This is a genomic window from Halomonas sp. SL18_1 (assembly GCF_055755715.1).
Map to the genome: position 1 here is coordinate 1,003,536 of NZ_JBVTRK010000001.1, position 17,814 is coordinate 1,021,349.

Consider the following 17,814-nt stretch of genomic DNA (forward strand, 5'->3'; position numbering starts at 1 on the left):
TGCCCGCTCACTGGCGATCAAACCCAAGGTGATGCTGTTCGATGAGCCCACTTCGGCGCTGGATCCCGAGCTCAAGCAAGAGGTGCTCAACGTCATGCGGACGCTGGCCGACGAGCACATGACCATGGTGGTAGTCACTCATGAAATGTCCTTTGCCAAGCAGGTGGGCACGCGGCTCATCTTCATGGAGCACGGCAAGATTGCCGTGGATGGCAAGCCGGCCGAGGTGATCGATAGCCCACCTAATGACAGGATGAGGGACTTTCTGCGCCATGTCTGACCACACTCCTCTGATCGGCTGGCAGCGGGCCAGCGGCGACCCCCGGACCCTGGGGCTGGCGCTGGGACGGGCGGGTCGCCGCGCGGTCCACGAGCGGCTGCTGCCGACCCCGCTCTGGAAACGCCTGAACGACCCGGTGCATCGGCCGGCCGTGGCGCGCATGGCCGCGAGCACTCAGCGTCACTTCCCCAGGGTATGGGCCGAGATCGAGGGTCTCGCCGAGGGCCTGGAGCTGCCCGTCGAGCCGGTATTTGCCTGGAACTGCCGCGGCGACCTGCTGGCCAGCGTGCCCGACGGCTGCACCACCCTGGTGGTGCCGGGAACCCGCCCTGTGATCGCCCACAATGAGGATGGCCTGCCGCAGCTTGCCGGCCACTGCTTCATGTTCGAGGGCGAGCCGGATCAGGGGCCGGGGTTCACCGCCTTCTGCTATCCGGGTTCCCTGCCGGGACACACCCTGGCGTTCAACAATGCCGGCCTGGTGCAGGCGGTCAATAACCTGCGGCTGACCGGGCTGGCGCCGGAGGTTCCGCGGATGGTGCTGGGCCGCGCGGTGCTCGATCTGATCGACGTCGAGGCGGCGCTGTCGCTGCTGCGCCGTCACCCCGGCAGTGGCGGCTTTCACTTCACCCTGGCAGAGGTCGCCGGCGGTCCGATCATCAGCGTCGAGTTCGGCGGGGGCGAGGTGTCGGCGCAGGAGATCGTCACGCCATGGGTTCACGCCAATCATGCCTTGCACCATCCCCGCGGTCTGGCCCACCAGATCGTGACCGACTCCTCCCGGGATCGCCAGCTCCGTGGCGATGTGCTGGTCGCGGAGGGGGCTCGCGATCCGCTGACGGTGCTTCACGACCGGCAGGGGAGCGGGCTGCCTATCCTGCGCCTGGACCCGGACGATCCCGACCAGGAGAACACCCTGGCCACGGCGGTAATGCAACCGGGCCCGGATGGGGTAGCATGGCAGGTTTATGATCGACCAGGAGCCGCGCCCCTCTATGCCGGACACCACCCGTGCCGCTCGTCCTCCCGAGACGGTTGACGCCCTACGTGAACTCTCCCTGCGCATCTCGCGGGGGAGTCCGAGCTGCGCCTTGGGCCCAAGGCGCAGGAGGTGCTGGCAAGGCTGATCGAACTCAACGGCGATCAGGCCCTGCTGTCTATCTCCACGGCTGCTCGCCATCTGGGGGTCAATCCCTCCACCATCTCACGGCTGGCGCGCTCTTTGGGCTACGAGCGCTTCAGCGACCTGCAGAGTGTGCTGCTGAGTAGCACGCTGTCCCACTCCGCATCCTTCTACCGGGATCACGCCAGCGCGGCGCTGCAGGCCGACCGGCAGTGCCTCAAGGCCCAGGCCGTCAGGCTCTGCACGGAGAACCAACAGAACATCGAGCGCTTCGGGCAGGGACTCTCGCAGGTGGATCTCGAGGCCTTCGCCCAGGCGGTGATGTCAGCGGATCGGATTCGGCTTTATGGGGTGCGCCAGTTCCATGCCCTGTGTAGTTTCATCGCCTATGGCCTGGGCATGATTCGCGCCGATGTCGGGCTGCTCAACGACTACAGTAACGGCATCGCCGAAGGCCTCGCGGCGATGTCGCCCGGCGACGTATTGGTTGCCGCTAGCTGCAAGCCCTACACGCGTCAGGTAGTCGATGTCTGTCGCCTCGCCCATGAACACGGCGTGAAGACGTTGATCATTACCGACTATGCGAGCTCTCCGCTGGTGCGACACTCTGGTGTCTCGATTCTGGTGCCCCATGAGACCAGCTTCATTTCCAATAGCATGGTCGCCTTCTTCGCCGCGGCCGAGTGCCTGATCAATGCTTGCGCCACGGTAGCCGGGGATGATGCCGCCATGGCGATCACTCGACGGGACCACTTCATCGATGAGCTGGGCATCGAGATGCCTTGAGGGTGTGTCGTCGAGCTCTCGATAGTGATGTAGCCGGCCGCTTGAGGGCCGCCCTGTCGCCTCAAGGCGTCAGGGTAGTGGTGGATGTCGGCATTTGGCAACATCCTATTCATTTGATTTTATTCAGCTTTCCCTCTCTGTCCCGATAGGCGTCGCCAAATGGCAACAAAATGCCTGCCCGAGACCGACGAAAATGCGCGATTGACGCGGCTCAACCTCGATTCCTGCTGGAGTGGCGTTTTTAACCTGTTGAATTACTGGGTTTTTGGTTATTATTGGCACGCAACTGGCAATAGGTTGGGTGAGCAACGGAAGCGGTTCAAACGGCTCGAACCGCTTTGGATCACCGGCAAGCTCGGGTACCACCCCCATGCCCTGTGCACTCGGGCCCAACGGTGATCAGTGTCTGCTCCGCGATGTGTAACCTAAGGTTGCGATGAGACGGGTACCGCCAGCTTGGCAAGGAAGGGTACCAGCAGGGCACGGAAGCCCTGGCACGGATGCCTCATCCCCTGCGGGGGATCGAATCTCGCGACAGCGCCGCCGGCTCCGGCCGAGGCGATGTCGCAGCAAGAACGAAGCCGGGCGGTTCGCCGCCCGCCTGCGCAGGCCCGCTCCTGGTGGCTAACCGGCCGGCGCAGCGCTTCGGGGCCCTCGGGCCCATCGAAAGTGTGGGACATGGCTCGACCAGGCGAACGATGCCCATGCTTTCGAACCCTTCAGTTCCCTGCGTACTTGGGCCGGCCATGCCGGCCCTTTTTTTGGGTTCATCGCACTTGAGCGTGAACATGTTTGGCAGGCTTTCTGGTGGGAGGCCGGCTCTGCCGGGCGAAGGCGCCGCAGGCGCCCCATGGGTAGCGCTGCGCGCTACTTCGCGAGCTGAAGTCGAGGCGTCGAACCGTCCCTCCCACAGGGCCCAGTTCACGCCAGTCTGCGAAGAGCCTTTTTTGCCGTTTCGGCGGCGCAGGCGGTTGGCATAACGCCGAGTGTGGCGTTGAACTCTGGTATCCTGCAGGCATGCACCATGGCGGTCCCTTATCGACTCCTGAATAGTACGCTGGTCATGACCTCACGGGTTTCGCGTCGCTGGCGCCCACGCTCCCTGCTGCAGCTGGTGCTGCTGGCCTTTCTGGTGGTGATGCTGCCGCTCGGCGTCCTGATGTTCCAGGCCGGGCAGGCACTCACCGAGCTGTCGCGGCTGGCCGATGTCAGCGCGCGCCAGGCGGTGGAGGAGACCCGACGGGCGCGCACCCTCAGCGCCCTGGCGCTGGAAATGGAGCGCAGCGCTCGCCAGTATGCGGTGGTCGAGCAGGAGAGCCTGCTCGACATCTACGCCGAGCGCCACGCCGAATTCACCGCCCTGCTGGCCGAGCATCGCCGGCTGCTGCCCAACGACCCCGATGTCCTGGCGCTGAGCGAGCAGCTGGTGCTGCTGGGCCGACTCGGTGAGCTGGAGGATGAGGCGCTGGGCGTGTGGCTCTCGCTGTTCGGCCCCTTCGCCCAGCACACCGAGGCCATGCGCCAGGCCACCAACCGCCAGATCGATGCCCGCATCGAGACGATCCGCGCGCGCGCCGAGGCGGTGCAGACGCGGCTGTGGTGGCAGACCGGCGCGCTGGTCTCGGCGAGTCTTGCGCTGATGCTGCTGTTCAGCTGGCTGATCATCCGCCCGGTACGCCAGCTGGAGCGCCGTATCCTCGGCATCGGCAGTGGCGTGGAGGGGCCCGAGACCCAGGCCATCCAGGGGCCGGCGGAGCTGGTCCGGCTCAGCGAGCGGCTCGACTGGCTGTCGTCGCGGCTCGGCGAGCTGGAAGCCCAGAAGCAACAGTTCCTGCGCCATATGTCCCACGAGCTCAAGACGCCCCTGGCCAGCGTGCGGGAGGGCTCGGCGCTGCTTGCCGACGGCGTGGCCGGCGAGATGACCCCGCGTCAGCGCGAGATTCTCACGCTGATCGACGTCAGCGGCGGCGAGCTGCAGCGGCTCATCGAACAGCTGCTCGACTATAATCTCCTTCAGCACAGCCGCCGCGTGAGCCTGGAGCGGCTGGACCTGGCAACCCTGGTCAAGAGCACCCTGGCCAAGCACCGCCTGGCGCTGGAGCACAAGGGCATGCGGGTCACCGCCTTCGACGGGCCGCTGGAGTGGGTCGCCGATCGGACCGCCATGGGGCGCATTCTCGACAACCTGGTGTCCAACGCCATCGCCTACGGCGAGGACGGCGGCGAGCTGGTGATCCGGGCCCAGCCCGGCCGCGAGTGGCTGTGGCTGGAGGTGGCCAACAGCGGCGAGCCGATCGCCGAGGCGGACCGCCATCGCCTCTTCGAGCCCTTCTATCAGGGGAGAACCCGGCGCAAGGGGCCGCTCAAGGGCTCCGGCATCGGCCTTTCGGTGGCCGCTGACTGCGCCCGCCTGCAGCAGGGCGAGCTGACGCTGGTGGACGACCCGACGCTGGCGGTGTGTTTTCGACTCGCCCTGCCGCATCGGCCGGTGACGCTTGGCACAATCCCCGACAACGCGGTGCCCGCCCAGACGAGAATCGACGCGAGGAATGAATGATATGAGGTTTCGCCCTCTCGGCGCCTGTCTAATGGCGCTATGGCTGGCGGGCTGTCAGTGGCTCCCCGAGCAGCCGTTTTCGCAGGCCGAGGCGCCCGCGATGGAGGTATCCCCGGTTTGCGAGGCCGAGGTGCCCGCCTTCACCGACGATGCCTGCCTGCTGCCCGACTGGGTGGCCTTCGGCCTGGCCTCCCAGCGCGGCGACCGCGACTGGCGCAGCGATATGCTGCAGCGCCTGGAAGGCAGCCAGGCCGAGCGCCGCCTGGCCCGCGCGGTGGTGCTTGCCTGGGGCAGCGAGCGCCAGTGGGATCAGGCCTCGGAGCTGTACAAGGCCGACCTGAGTGAAGCGCCGACCGAGCTGCAGCCGCTGCTGCGCTACTGGCTCAACGAGCTGGAAGGACGGCGCGCCATGGCCGGGCGGCTGGCGCGCTCGGCCAGCGAGCTGGCCGAGCTCGAGGCCGAGAATGCCGAGCTGGCCGAGAAGCTCGAGGCGCTGACCGCCATCGAGCGCAGCATCAACCTGAGACAGCAGTCGCCCTGAAGGGGGCTGGCAACTGGGAGATAACGTGATGGATGCGGCACGACTGCACGCTATGCCACGGCCCGTGGCCCCCGGCACCCGCCGTGCCGGCAACGAAGTGCGCGCTGAATCCCAGACCGGGGCGCACATCCTGCTGGTGGACGACGACGTCAGCCTGCTGCGCCTGCTGGGCATGCGCCTGGAGAGTCGCGGTTTTCGGGTCACCACCGCCGAGAGCGGCGCGGAGGCGCTGCGCTGCCTGAGCGCCCAGCGCCCCGACCTGGTGCTATCGGACCTGCGCATGGACGAGATGGACGGCATGGCGCTGTTCCAAGCCATCCAGCGCCAGCTGCCGGGGCTGCCGGTGATCATCCTCACCGCCCACGGCTCGATTCCCGACGCGGTCAGCGCCACCCAGCAGGGGTGTTCGGCTTTCTCACCAAGCCGGTGGACCGCGACGAGCTGTTCGCCGCCATCGACGAGGCCCTGGCCCAGGCGCCGGCCGGCGGCGAGGGCGACGAGGCCTGGCGTGCCGAGATCATCACCCGCAGCCCGGAAATGGAGCGGGTGCTGGAGCAGGCGCGCATGGTGGCGGCCTCCGACGTCAGCGTGCTGGTCACCGGGGCCTCCGGCTCCGGCAAGGAGCTGCTGGCCCGGGCCATTCATCAGGCGAGCCCGCGCGCCGACAAGCCCTTCGTGGCGATCAACTGCGGGGCGCTGCCCGAACAGCTGCTGGAGAGCGAGCTGTTCGGCCACGCCAAGGGCGCCTTCACCAGCGCGGTGAGCGAGCACCACGGCCTGTTCCGGGCCGCCGAGGGTGGCACCCTGTTTCTCGACGAGATCGGCGACATGCCGCTGCCGCTGCAGGTCAAGCTGCTGCGCGCCCTGCAGGAGCGCCAGATCCGCCCCCTGGGCTCCACGGCCTCGGTCCCGGTCAACGTGCGCATCCTCTCGGCCACCCATCGCGACCTGAGCCAGGCCATGCACCAGGGCGAGTTCCGCGAGGACCTCTACTACCGCCTCAACGTGGTCAATCTTCGGCTGCCGCCGCTCAAGGAGCGCGCCGAGGACGTGCCGCTGCTGGCCCGCCACCTGGTGGCCCAGGCCGCGGCGCGCCACAAACCCTTCGTCAAGGGGTTCTCGCCGGAGGCGCTCAACCTGCTGGCCACCAGCGCCTGGCCCGGCAACGTGCGCCAGCTGGTCAACGTGGTGGAGCAGTGCGTGGCGCTGACCAGCTCGCCGATGATCCCCGAGGCGCTGGTGGCCCAGGCCCTGGCCGCCGAGGAGAGCGCCCTGCCCACCTTCAGCGACGCCCGCGCCGGCTTCGAGCGCAGCTACCTGATCAAGGTGCTCAAGATCACCGAGGGCAACGTGACCCAGGCGGCGCGGATCGCCGGGCGCAACCGCACCGACTTCTACAAGCTGCTCAACCGCCACGAGATCGAGCCCGGCGCCTTCAAGCCCGGCGGCGGGCAGTCCTGAATGCGCTAGGAGCCCCTATTTCTTGAGGCGCCGCTTCACCTCGACTTGTAGGCGCCCCTCGCCGAGCCGGGCGGTCAGCGCCTGGCCGGGGCGGGTATCGGCGGCGCGGTGGACCACCTGGCCGCGGTCGTCCTGCAGGATGGCATAGCCGCGCCCGAGCACCGCCAGCGGGCTCACCGCCTGCAGCTCCCGGGCGAGGCCCGCCAGGCGCTCGCGCTGCCGGGTCAGGGCGTGCTGCATGGCCTGGTCGAGCCGCGCCCGGGCCGCGTCCAGTCGAGCGCCGGCCTGCTCTACCTCGCGGCGGGGCGGGCGCGCCGCCAGCCGCCGCTGCAGCTGCGCCAGGCGCTGCCGTTCGGCGGCCAGCCGCTGGCGCAGGGCGCGCTCCAGCCGGGCGTCGAGCTCCGCCAGGGTGTGGCGCTGGCGGCTGAGCACCTCGCCGGGGTGGCGCAGCCGGGCGCGCAGGTGATCCAGGCGCTGGGCCTCGCCGTCGAGTCGCCCCTGGGTGGTGCGCAGCAGGCGCCCCTCCAGGGCCGTCAGGCGCTGGGTCAGGTCGCGCCGGTCCGGCACCAGCTGCTCCGCTGCGGCCGAGGGCGTGGGCGCGCGCGCATCGGCGGCCAGGTCCGACAGGGTGGTGTCGACCTCGTGGCCCACCGCCGACATCACCGGCAGCCGGGAATGGAAGATCGCCCGGGCCAGGTGCTCGTCGTTGAAGGCCCAGAGATCCTCCAGGCTGCCGCCGCCGCGGGTGATCAGCACCGCGTCGCGGCGCGGGTCCAGCGCCGACTGGCGATTGAGCAGGCCCAGCGCCGCGATCAGGCCCGGCGCCGCCTCGCGACCCTGCACCGGCACCGGGATCAGGGTGACGTCGGCCAGCGGCCAGCGCGCCGCCAGCACCGCCAGCACGTCGCGAATCGCCGCGCCGCTGGGTGAGGTGAGCACCAGCAGGTGGCGCGGCGGGTAGGGAGGGGGCGGGCGTTGGCGAACACTCCCTCACCGGCCAGCCGCCGCTTGAGCCGCTCCAGGGCGGCCAGCAGGTCGCCTTCGCCCGCCGCCTGCACTGCCTCGATGATCAGCTGGTAGTCGCCGCGGGGCTCGAACAGCGACACTCGCCCGCGCACCTTGACCCGGTCGCCGTCGCGCATCGGCGCGGCCACGAAGCGCGCCCGGGTGCGAAACAGCACGCAGCGCAGCTGGGCCGAGGCGTCCTTGAGGGTAAAGTAGACATGCCCCGAGGCCGGGCGGGAGACGCCGGAGAGCTCGCCCTCCACCCACACCTCGCCGATATCGCGCTCCAGCGCCTGGCGGGCCAGGCGATTGAGGTCGCTGACGGAGAGGGTGGGGTCGGTCGTGGGGGGCATGGCTGGGCTTCCGGGGCTGGGCGAGACCGACAGGCTACCATGTCGGCGAGGCCTGCCCACCCCGTGACGCCACCCGCCCTTGGCCGCTATAATGGTGGATTAACTTCGCTCCCCTCCCTCTCACCAGTCCACTGGGTGTTGCCGACTATGCTACGTATGGCCCAAGAAGCTCTTACGTTCGACGACGTATTACTCGTGCCCGGCTACTCCGAGGTCCTGCCCAAGGACGTCAGCCTCAGAACCCGCCTGACCCGCAATCTCTTTCTCAATATCCCGCTCGTCTCCGCCGCCATGGATACCGTGACCGAGGCCCGCCTGGCCATCGCCATGGCCCAGGAGGGCGGCATCGGGATCATCCACAAGAACATGACCATCGCCCAGCAGGCGGCGCAGGTGCGCAAGGTCAAGAAGCACGAGAGCGTGATCGTCAAGGACCCCGTCACCGTGGGCCCCAAGGCCAAGCTGGAGGACCTGCTGGCCATGGCCCAGGAGCACGGCTTCTCCGGCTTCCCGGTGGTGGAGGGCGAGGCCCTGGTGGGCATCGTCACCGAGCGCGACATGCGCTTCCAGCCCAACCACGGCGACAGCGTGGCCGATATCATGACCCCCCGTGAGCGCCTGGTCACCGTGACCGAGGGCACCGGTCTTGATGTCATCAAGAGCAAGATGCAGGAGCACCGGGTCGAAAAGATGCTGGTGGTCAACGAGGCGTTCCACCTGCGCGGCCTGGTCACCTTCCAGGACATCGAGAAGGCGCGCACCTTCCCTTACGCAGCCAAGGACAGCGACGGCCGCCTGCTGGTCGGCGCCGCCGTGGGCACCGGCCCCGAGACCCCCGACCGCATCGCCGCCCTGGCCGAGGCCGGGGTCGATGCGATCATCGTCGACACCGCCCACGGCCACTCCAAGGGGGTGATCGACCGGGTCGCCTGGGCCAAGGAGCACTTCCCCAGGTGCAGGTGATCGGCGGCAACATTGCCACCGCCGAGGCGGCCAGGGCGCTGGCCGAGGCCGGCGCCGACGGCGTCAAGGTGGGCATCGGCCCGGGCTCCATCTGCACCACCCGCGTGGTGGCCGGCGTCGGGGTGCCGCAGATCACCGCGGTCTCCAACGTCGCCGAGGCGCTCAGGGAGTACGACATCCCGCTGATCGCCGACGGCGGCGTGCGCTTCTCCGGCGACCTGGCCAAGGCCGTGGCCGCCGGCGCCAGCACGGTGATGGTGGGCGGCCTGCTGGCCGGCACCGAGGAAGCGCCGGGCGAGATCGAGCTCTATCAGGGCCGTACCTACAAGGCCTACCGCGGCATGGGCTCCATGGGCGCCATGGCCCAGAGCCAGGGCTCCTCCGACCGCTACTTCCAGGACAAGGATGCCGGCGCCGACAAGCTGGTGCCGGAAGGCATCGAGGGCCGCGTACCCTACAAGGGCGTGATGAGCGCCATCGTCCATCAGCTGATGGGTGGGCTGCGCGCCTCCATGGGCTACACCGGCTGCACCGACATCCAGGAGATGCGCACCAAGCCGCAGTTCGTGCAGATCACCGGGGCCGGTTTCGCCGAGTCCCACGTGCATGACGTGCAAATCACCAAGGAAGCCCCCAACTACCGAGCCGGCTAGCAACGCCGCTGGACTGGCGCCATGCGTTGTTGAAAACGGCCTTAGCATGCTCATTGACAAACACGTCAACTCCGCTGCTTCGGCCGTTTTCGCCTAGCCTGACGCTCAGCCAGCGACGCTGCTTATTCTTTCATGCGCCGTGAGCATGGCCCGTCGCCATACGAGTAGAGACGCCCCCAGATGACTGACATTCACGCCCACAAGATCCTGATCCTCGACTTCGGCTCCCAGTACACCCAGCTGATCGCCCGCCGGGTGCGCGAGATCGGCGTCTACTCCGAGATCCGTGCCTTCGATATCACCGAGGCCGAGATCCGCGAGTACAACCCCAACGGCATCATCCTCGCCGGCGGTCCGGAGTCGGTCACCGAGCTCGGCTCGCCCCGCGCGCCTGAGTGCGTGTTCGAGATGGGCCTGCCGGTGCTGGGCATCTGCTACGGCATGCAGACCATGGCCGAGCAGCTCGGCGGTGCCGTGGAGGGCTCGAACAAGCGCGAGTTCGGCTACGCCCAGGTGCGCGTCGACGAAGAGACGGCCCTGTTCAAGGACATCAAGGACCACGTCGACCACGAGACCGGCCGCGGCCTGCTGGACGTCTGGATGAGCCACGGCGACAAGGTGGCCCGGGTGCCCGCCGAGTTCACCGTGACCGCCTCCACCCCGAGCTGCCCCATCGCCGCCATGGCCTGGGAGGAGAAACGCTTCTATGGGGTGCAGTTCCACCCCGAGGTGACCCACACCCTGCAGGGCCAGCGCATCCTCGAGCACTTCGTGCTGGACATCTGCGGCGCCGAGCGGCTCTGGACCCCGGCCCAGATCATCGAGGACCAGATCGCCCGGGTGCGCGACCAGGTGGGCGACCGCCACGTGCTGCTGGGCCTCTCCGGCGGCGTCGACTCCTCGGTGGTGGCGGCCCTGCTGCACAAGGCCATCGGCGACCAGCTCACCTGTGTGTTCGTCGACAACGGCCTGCTGCGCAAGGCCGAGGGCGACCAGGTGATGGAGACCTTCGCCCGACACATGGGCGTCAAGGTGATCCGCGTGGACGCCGAGGCGCGCTTCCTCGGCAAGCTCGAGGGCGAGGCCGACCCCGAGGCCAAGCGCAAGATCATCGGCAACACCTTCATCGACGTCTTCGACGAGGAAGCCAGCAAGATCGAGGGCGTCGACTTCCTGGCCCAGGGCACCATCTACCCGGACGTGATCGAGTCCGCCGCCGCCAAGACCGGCAAGGCCCATGTGATCAAGTCCCACCACAACGTCGGCGGCCTGCCCGAGACCATGAAGCTCAAGCTGGTGGAGCCGCTGCGCGAGCTGTTCAAGGACGAGGTGCGCAGGCTCGGCGTCGAACTCGGCCTGCCCTACGACATGGTCTACCGCCACCCCTTCCCGGGGCCGGGCCTGGGCGTGCGCATTCTCAGCGAGGTGAAGAAGGAGTACGCCGACATCCTGCGCGAGGCCGATGCCATCTTCATCGAGGAGCTGCACAACGCCGACTGGTACCACAAGACCAGCCAGGCTTTCGCGGTCTTTCTGCCGGTGAAATCGGTCGGCGTGGTCGGCGACGGCCGCCGCTACGAGTGGGTCATCGCCCTGCGCGCCGTGGAGACCATCGACTTCATGACCGCCCGCTGGGCCCACCTGCCCTACGAGCTGCTGGAGAAGGTCTCCAACCGCATCATCAACGAGCTCTCCGGCGTCTCGCGGGTGACCTACGACGTGAGCAGCAAGCCGCCTGCGACGATCGAGTGGGAGTGAGCCTGTCGCCGTGCTGAGTCTCCAGGAAACCCGCCCGCGTGGCGGGTTTCCTGTCTTCATTCCGTCTGTTCGGGTCGGGGCCTCGCCCCAGAGGCAACCTCTAAGGAATGCTTACAAGTTCGCCAGAGGGAAGCAGATAGGTCCGCTGACATTTGAATAGCTGAAAGTCTTGAGCAGCAGGTCAAGCGGGATAGGAACGGATGAACAAAAATATCGATCAGCCAGCCTCGGTCGAGAAAACCTTGCTGACCTGGTTTCATCGACATGCATCCGATGAGCAGAAGCAGGCACTGCGTGCCAAGGTCATCAGCAATGCCATTGCGCGCCAGAAGCGAGTCCTGGAAGAGGCCAAGGAAGGGCGCTGATGCCTAGCTGACGGCGGCGGGTGTGGGTCATCGCCCTGCGCGCCGTGGAGACCATCGACTTTATGACCGCCCGCTGGGCCCACCAGCCCTACGAGCTGCTGAAGAAGGTCTCCAACCGCATCATCAACGAACTCTCCGGCGTATCCCGCGTCTCCTACGACGTCAGCAGCAAGCCCCCCGCGACGATCGAGTGGAAGCACGCATATCAATTCCATCGGCTTTGAGAATCTTATAAGCTATTTTGGAAACAAAGAATCTAATGGGTAGACTAATGGCGACAGAGGGGACACCGATAGACGCGACGGAATTGGCTACGCAGCTCCGCATACGCGGTTTGATTCGTACTGTTGCGGATTGGGAATGTCAGCCTCTGGACGATCGCTATTCTGTGTGGATCGAGACGCTCGCGGCCATATTGAACGCTACCGATGCGCCACCGATTGACCACCATATCGAAGAAGCGCTGGCGGAGCTGGTGGGACCGCGCTTCTTCCTAGTCCAGAATGTTCTATGCGATCTGATTCCCCATCTGAATGTAGATCAGGACGTCCTTCTCGCCTTCATCACGTGCCTGCTCGATGCAGGCGGCAACGATTTGGCTTCTGGCGCCCCGAGTAACGCTTTTGGGGAATGGACGAAGAAGGACCCAGCTAGATCTTCCAAGGTCTATGAAGCAGTACGTGCCGGCGATAATCTTGCTCTGCGTCAACTGTTCACGGTTCTCCTAATGAACGCTGATGTCGAGGAAGGCCTAATTTTCGCGCAAGCTCACAGTCGAGAAGCGAAGCTCGCAGCCATCTCGGCTTTGGGTGCCATGGAATTGGGTGAACACTACGGTGAGGTACTCGACACACTGCTCCAGGGCGCATCCAGCGACGAAGAGGACATCGCCCTTCGGTCCCTCGAAGCGGGCTACCGTGCTGCTGCAAAGCGAAAAGCATACGCACCAGTCAGTTTCGATGAACAACTCGAACGGATCCTTCAGACGCGCAGCCCATTCGCGATTCACTTGGCGGCAGATCTCCTGTGGTGTTATCGAGAAGGGCTCACAGAGAACGCCATAGACCTGTGTCTCTATACCGTTGTAGATGTTGATCCAGGCAATACTGGAACCATCGCGAAAATTGATCATGCCTCATGCCAACTTGTGAGAGATGGGTGCGCTGAACAGGTAATCCACCTGCTTGGTGAATTGATTGATCGTTCAAAGGGACGGATTACTCTGGACGCGTTCCAGGGTGCCTACCATGCGCTGACGCAAGCAGGTACTGACGTGCTTGGTAGGGCGGTTATTCACTGGCTGCTTAATGGGAGTGTGCACACTCGTAAATGCGTGGCGAACGAAGTGTGCAGTGCTGGGAACGTTGACCCACCGTTCTCAATCCCTGCGTCGTCCCTGCCAACGGAGCCATCGGATCAGCTGTTTCTCTGCCGCAAGGCTGTCGGATGGTTCTTTATCGATCCGCTGGCAGCGGTTGCCATACCGTTAGCGGTACTTCGCGATGGAGATCCGGATATCGCAAGTGACGTCTTCAGTCTGATCTACGACCCCTTGCTCCTGAGCTATGGTGGCAAGCTGAAGGAATACCTTGAGCGCTATGTCGGAGGCGGCGGAGCGAACGGCTCTGGTATTACTGAACTACTCGTACGGAAGGCTGCATTTAAGGACGCGATGGCGGGTATTGAGCGTTTGGTTGAATTGCACCCCAGCGAAATGCAGCGCGAGTCAGAGCGTGTTCAGTGGAACGAGAAGATGGAACGGGGTATGGCGCAGGGGAGGCGAAAATCTATATTTGAGGATATAATCACCAAACAATACATCCTGTATGGCCGCTCGTCGCTGACGCCGATTCATACCGGTGAGGGTGCCACGCATCTAACCGAGATCGAGATGAAATCGTTCTCGATCTCGTCCGAGTTGCCTCTCCTAAATATTGTTGACCCAGTCGGGCTCGACCACATGCTTGTCCACTTCAAGCTTGAACCACGAGAACAACGATGAAACTCGTCGTGACACACTATCTGCGCTCGTTGCGTGAACGCGACGAACTCGACGCTATTTTGCCCGATCTTCTGGCCGAGAGTGGGTTCGAAGTTCTAACCCGTCCCCGTCGTGGCACGCGGCAAGCAGGTGTCGACGTCGCTGCAGTCGGCCCCAATCCAGCTCGCGATGGTGCTCGAAGCCTGTTCCTTTTCACAATCAAGTCTGGAGATTTGACACGGGAGCATTGGGACACAGGTCAGCAGGCTGTGCGCCCCTCGCTCAATGAGATTCTGGATGACTATATCCCTAACCGTATCCCGCCGCATCTAGCGGATATGCCTATCGTCATCTGTATCTGCATGGGTGGCGAGATGCGCGAGGATGTTCGCGCTCAGTGGAGCGGCTTTTGCCGGAGGGAAGAAAAAGCCAACGTTCACTTCGCCGAGTGGAACGGAGACCGCCTCGCGGATCTGATCCTCAGCGGCATGTTACGTGCAGAGTTAATTGAGAGCGAGAACCGGGGGGTGTTTCAGAAGGCGCTAGCGATGCTTGATCAGCCCGACGTCGCTTATCGGCATTTCCGCCATTTGCTCGATATCATCTTCACTGAGCCGAAGAACCAGATAGAGCGGACACGCCAGCTACGCAAGGCCTACCTGTGCCTTTGGATACTCTTTGTATGGGCCCGTGACGCCGATAACCTTGAGGCAGCGTATCTAGCATCTGAGCTGGTGCTGCTACGCAGCTGGCCGCATTGCGATAATACTCGTCTGCGCAAGGGTTCGACGCGGCAGGAGCGGCTGGCTCATTTCGATCAGGTCTTGAAACTTCACATCATCATCGCCAACCTTCTTCTCGTCGAGAAAATTGGGCCATTCGCCGATAAGCGCTACGCGCTTTCAATGGCCGTAAATTCACGCAGCGCGGTCGACATCAACATGGCGCTGTTCGAGACGCTGGGGAGGTTATCTCTACACGGACTATGGTTGGATGCCATTAGTGCCACGCAGGACGAGGCGTTTGCGCAGGCAATGAGTGAAAGGGCGGATAAGGTGCTTAACATAGCAATCGGGATGCTGAACGCGAACCCGGCGCTTGCCGCCCCCGTTCGGGACGATTACGCGATCGAGCTGGCTCTGTTTATGCGACTTGCAGACGTGCGTGGCCGTCTTTCTAATGTCGCCGATTACATCCGTGGCATGTCCGATCACCTGTGCAACGGACTGAGAACTCGGCAGCACTATCCGACGCCGGCGACAGATTATCGAGATGTCCTTGCCCACCCCAGAGACCGCAGCGATGCATACTTCGAAGAGCATACACGCGCGGGGATTCTTTACACCTTCGTACTCGCTTGGCTTGCGATGATCGGAGATCAGGAGCGCGCAGAACTCTTGCGTAGCACGTTGTTAGAGCACGCTCCGAACATGACTCACCAAGTCTGGGTTCCCGACGGACGAACAGATGAGATTTTCTGGGATGGTGATCGAGATCATGGGTTGTCGGTACCAGGTCTGCCACTCGACGACTCGCTAGAGGCCGTTTTTAGTCTACTGAATCGCGTAATGAAGGAGCATCCGCTGCATGAGCGAGTGAGTGCTGTGCGAATTGGCCTGCCCCCCTCCTGCTCGCGGCCTGCCGTCACTATCGTATGCCTGTGCCACCGCACGTTTGGCAAGGTCAGGATCGTTCCGCACCGGACAGTACCACCTCTGAGCAAACAGCACCGGATCCGGGGATGCAGCAGTCGCAAGGCGGGTAGTCATTGGTAAGAACACTATCTGCTGAAAGACAGGCCCGACAAGATGAAAGGCACCAGATTCCACACTACCTAAGCTGTGTTTCCATCGCTGAAGTTGGTTGGCGACGGCTGCCGCTACGAATGGGTCATCGCCTTGCACGCCGTGAAAACCATCGACTTTATGACCGCCCGCTGGGTGTACTTGCCATATGAGCTGCTGGAGACAGTCTCCAACCACATCATCAACGAGATTTTCGGGGAAGTCCAGTGCTCATCCAGCAGGGTGCGATGTAGCAGCTTGTCGATGCGGGACCACCACCCTGCACCGGCGCATCCGCAATAACCGGCGGATGGGGCTGTTGCTTTTCCATGCGACGGCAGTGATTCTTCATGATCATCCCAGTGACCCCATAAAGGATCCCATGGAACTCGATCTCTACCAGATGGACGCCTTCGCTCACCGTCCCTTCGAGGGCAATTCCGCGGCGGTGTGTCCGCTCAGCGAGTGGCTGGACGATGCCACCCTGCAGGCCATTGCGGCGGAGAACAACCTGTCCGAAACCGCCTTCTTCGTGCGAGAGGGGAAGGCTATCGCCTGCGCTGGTTCACGCCCGCGGTCGAGGTCGATCTGTGCGGGCACGCCACCCTGGCGAGCGCCTGGGTGATCTTCCACGAACTGGGCGAGGCGGGGAGACGCTGCGCTTCGCCACCCGCAGCGGCGAGCTGCGAGTCAGCCGCACCGAGGAGGGCCTGGCGATGGATTTTCCCGCCAAGCGGCCCGAGCCGATGGCCGACCCCGAGCCGGTGCTGGCCGCCCTGGGCGTGGCCCAGGGCGACGTCGTCATGACCGACGACATCATCGTCGCAGTAGAGGATGAGGCCCTCGTCGTGGCGCTGGCGCCGGACATGGCCAAGCTGGCGGCGCTGCCGGGGCGCGGCGTGGTGGTCACGGCGCCGGGGCGGGAATTCGACTTCGTCTCGCGCTGGTTCGGGCCCAAGGTCGGCGTCGAGGAGGACCCGGTGACCGGCTCGGCCCATACCACCCTGGCGCCGTACTGGGCCGGGCGGCTGGGCAAGACGAGGATGACGGCCCGGCAAGGGGGCGCCCGCCAGGGGCAACTGACCTGTGAATGCCGGGGCGACCGGGTCATCCTCACCGGGCAGGTGGCCCCCTATCTGCGCGGAACGATTCGGTTCTGAGGCAAGCGCCGCCTAACGGCAACACCTCGAACCGCCATTGACCCTCGCTACGTCCGATCAAATCCGGCAGCCTTACAGCATGAACGATCAGGACTGTGTCGACCTGCTGCAGTGGGCCCTGCCTCGCCTCGGCATGCGCTGGCAGGGGTTTCGCAAGGTCCGTCGGCAAGTGTGCCGAAGGGTGCAGCAGCGCATGGACGAGCTCGGCATCGAGGACGTCGGCCTGTACCGACGCTACCTGGAGGCGCACCGGCAGGAGTGGCGGGTGCTCGACGGCTGCCTGCCCATCACCATCTCGCGCTTCTGGCGCGACAGGCGGGTATTCGAGCTGCTCGAGCAGCGCTTTCTCCCCGAGCTGGCCCAACGGGCCCAGGCAGAGGGCTCCGCCGCCCTGGCGCTGTGGAGCCTGGGCTGCGGCGCCGGGGAGGAGCCCTACACCTTCTCCATCCTCTGGCGTGAGCGCCTCCAGTCGCGCTTCCCCGAGTTAGGCCTGACGATCCTGGCTTCGGATATCGCCGCGCACCAGCTCGCCCGTGCCGAACGGGCCTGCTACCCGGCCAGTGCCCTCAAGGACCTGCCCCCGCCGCTGAAAGACGCCGCCTTCGAGCGCCGCGACGCCCACTACTGCCTCAGGGGCGTGTACCGCCGGGTCGTCGAGCTGGAGCGTCGCGACATCCGCGGGGAGTTTCCCGCTCGGCGCTTCCACCTCATCGCCTGCCGCTACCTGGCGTTCACCTACTTCGACCGGGAGCGGCAGTGCGACATCGCCCGCCGCCTCTATCGTGCCCTGCACCCCGGAGGCCTGGTCGTGCTGGGAAACCGGGAGGCGCTGCCGGAGGAGGTGGCAGGGTTCGAGCCCGCCCATGGGCAGGTCCGGGTCTACCGGCGACGGGAAGGTGAGGCGTGAGGCCGGCGTCGGGGTGGTGTATGCCCTGCTGATCGCCATCGACCTGAAAACTGCCCCGACATCAATGCCGGCGATGCGTTACGCTTCGGCCATGGTGGGGAGAGGATCACCCGCCAACTGGCGTGGTTCGCCTCTGC

12 protein-coding genes and 6 pseudogenes are annotated in these 17,814 nt (G+C 65.2%); 17 read left to right on the forward strand and 1 reads right to left on the reverse strand.

Features of this window, described 5'->3' with window-relative positions:
* Positions 1 to 28: 28 nt before the first annotated feature.
* From ACSJDS_RS05045 to glrR, 6 genes and pseudogenes are all read left to right on the forward strand, one after another.
* A complete protein-coding gene (locus ACSJDS_RS05045; RefSeq protein WP_473035099.1) occupies positions 29 to 280 on the forward strand; it encodes a hypothetical protein in 252 nt (83 codons plus the stop codon).
* Positions 273 to 1,319, forward strand: coding sequence for a C45 family autoproteolytic acyltransferase/hydolase (locus tag ACSJDS_RS05050; RefSeq protein ID WP_473032329.1), 1,047 nt, complete (start codon positions 273 to 275; stop codon positions 1,317 to 1,319). Before ACSJDS_RS05045 ends, ACSJDS_RS05050 begins: the two co-directional genes overlap by 8 nt.
* Positions 1,320 to 1,391: 72 nt before the next feature.
* Positions 1,392 to 2,189, forward strand: coding sequence for a MurR/RpiR family transcriptional regulator (locus tag ACSJDS_RS05055; RefSeq protein WP_473032331.1), 798 nt, complete (start codon positions 1,392 to 1,394; stop codon positions 2,187 to 2,189).
* A 1,063-nt stretch (positions 2,190 to 3,252) separates the two neighbouring features.
* A complete protein-coding gene (locus tag ACSJDS_RS05060; protein ID WP_473032332.1) occupies positions 3,253 to 4,746 on the forward strand; it encodes a sensor histidine kinase in 1,494 nt (497 codons plus the stop codon).
* Position 4,747: 1 nt separating this feature from the next.
* Positions 4,748 to 5,287 (forward strand): hypothetical protein, encoded by a 540-nt coding sequence (locus ACSJDS_RS05065; RefSeq protein WP_473032333.1) that lies wholly within the window; start codon positions 4,748 to 4,750, stop codon positions 5,285 to 5,287.
* A gap of 172 nt (positions 5,288 to 5,459) precedes the next feature.
* A pseudogene (gene glrR / locus ACSJDS_RS05070) lies at positions 5,460 to 6,748 on the forward strand (two-component system response regulator GlrR).
* A 15-nt stretch (positions 6,749 to 6,763) separates the two neighbouring features.
* On the opposite strand, the pseudogene xseA reads toward glrR, so the two are convergent.
* A pseudogene (gene xseA, locus ACSJDS_RS05075) lies at positions 6,764 to 8,106 on the reverse strand (exodeoxyribonuclease VII large subunit).
* A 147-nt stretch (positions 8,107 to 8,253) separates the two neighbouring features.
* Between xseA and guaB the strand changes: the two are divergent.
* The 11 genes and pseudogenes from guaB (at position 8,254) to ACSJDS_RS05130 (ending at position 17,677) form a co-directional block, all read left to right on the forward strand.
* Positions 8,254 to 9,722, forward strand: a pseudogene (guaB, locus tag ACSJDS_RS05080) (IMP dehydrogenase).
* A gap of 180 nt (positions 9,723 to 9,902) precedes the next feature.
* A complete protein-coding gene (guaA, locus tag ACSJDS_RS05085; RefSeq protein ID WP_473032334.1) occupies positions 9,903 to 11,480 on the forward strand; it encodes a glutamine-hydrolyzing GMP synthase in 1,578 nt (525 codons plus the stop codon).
* A gap of 200 nt (positions 11,481 to 11,680) precedes the next feature.
* Entirely contained in the window at positions 11,681 to 11,845 is a 165-nt protein-coding gene (locus tag ACSJDS_RS05090; protein ID WP_473032335.1) for a hypothetical protein, read from the forward strand.
* 11 nt (positions 11,846 to 11,856) lie between these two features.
* Positions 11,857 to 12,069 (forward strand): annotated as a pseudogene (locus tag ACSJDS_RS05095) (GMP synthase (glutamine-hydrolyzing)); the annotation flags it as partial.
* Between the two features lie 164 nt (positions 12,070 to 12,233).
* Positions 12,234 to 13,847 (forward strand): hypothetical protein, encoded by a 1,614-nt coding sequence (locus tag ACSJDS_RS05100; RefSeq protein ID WP_473032336.1) that lies wholly within the window; start codon positions 12,234 to 12,236, stop codon positions 13,845 to 13,847.
* Positions 13,844 to 15,601, forward strand: coding sequence for a hypothetical protein (locus ACSJDS_RS05105; protein WP_473032338.1), 1,758 nt, complete (start codon positions 13,844 to 13,846; stop codon positions 15,599 to 15,601). The genes ACSJDS_RS05100 and ACSJDS_RS05105 overlap by 4 nt, the downstream gene beginning before the upstream one ends.
* A 75-nt stretch (positions 15,602 to 15,676) precedes the next feature.
* A pseudogene (locus ACSJDS_RS05110) lies at positions 15,677 to 15,913 on the forward strand (GMP synthase (glutamine-hydrolyzing)); the annotation flags it as partial.
* Positions 15,914 to 15,992: 79 nt separating this feature from the next.
* Positions 15,993 to 16,235 (forward strand): PhzF family phenazine biosynthesis protein, encoded by a 243-nt coding sequence (locus ACSJDS_RS05115; RefSeq protein WP_473032339.1) that lies wholly within the window; start codon positions 15,993 to 15,995, stop codon positions 16,233 to 16,235.
* Positions 16,199 to 16,417: a hypothetical protein gene (locus ACSJDS_RS05120; RefSeq protein ID WP_473034977.1), complete on the forward strand. Its 219-nt coding sequence runs from the start codon at positions 16,199 to 16,201 to the stop codon at positions 16,415 to 16,417. Before ACSJDS_RS05115 ends, ACSJDS_RS05120 begins: the two co-directional genes overlap by 37 nt.
* A pseudogene (locus tag ACSJDS_RS05125) lies at positions 16,315 to 16,770 on the forward strand (PhzF family phenazine biosynthesis protein); the annotation flags it as partial. The gene ACSJDS_RS05120 and the pseudogene ACSJDS_RS05125, both read left to right, overlap by 103 nt.
* Positions 16,771 to 16,849: 79 nt before the next feature.
* A complete protein-coding gene (locus ACSJDS_RS05130; protein WP_473032340.1) occupies positions 16,850 to 17,677 on the forward strand; it encodes a CheR family methyltransferase in 828 nt (275 codons plus the stop codon).
* Positions 17,678 to 17,814 lie beyond the last annotated feature (137 nt).

Bases quoted from the DNA above. Each gene is read 5' to 3' on its own strand.
- guaA (WP_473032334.1), top strand. From the start codon at position 9,903: ATGACTGACATTCACGCCCACAAGATCCTGATCCTCGACTTCGGCTCC.
- ACSJDS_RS05090 (WP_473032335.1), top strand. From the start codon at position 11,681: ATGAACAAAAATATCGATCAGCCAGCCTCGGTCGAGAAAACCTTGCTG.
- ACSJDS_RS05050 (WP_473032329.1), top strand. From the start codon at position 273: ATGTCTGACCACACTCCTCTGATCGGCTGGCAGCGGGCCAGCGGCGAC.
- ACSJDS_RS05115 (WP_473032339.1), top strand. From the start codon at position 15,993: ATGGAACTCGATCTCTACCAGATGGACGCCTTCGCTCACCGTCCCTTC.
- ACSJDS_RS05060 (WP_473032332.1), top strand. From the start codon at position 3,253: ATGACCTCACGGGTTTCGCGTCGCTGGCGCCCACGCTCCCTGCTGCAG.
- ACSJDS_RS05130 (WP_473032340.1), top strand. From the start codon at position 16,850: ATGAACGATCAGGACTGTGTCGACCTGCTGCAGTGGGCCCTGCCTCGC.
- ACSJDS_RS05105 (WP_473032338.1), top strand. From the start codon at position 13,844: ATGAAACTCGTCGTGACACACTATCTGCGCTCGTTGCGTGAACGCGAC.
- ACSJDS_RS05065 (WP_473032333.1), top strand. From the start codon at position 4,748: ATGAGGTTTCGCCCTCTCGGCGCCTGTCTAATGGCGCTATGGCTGGCG.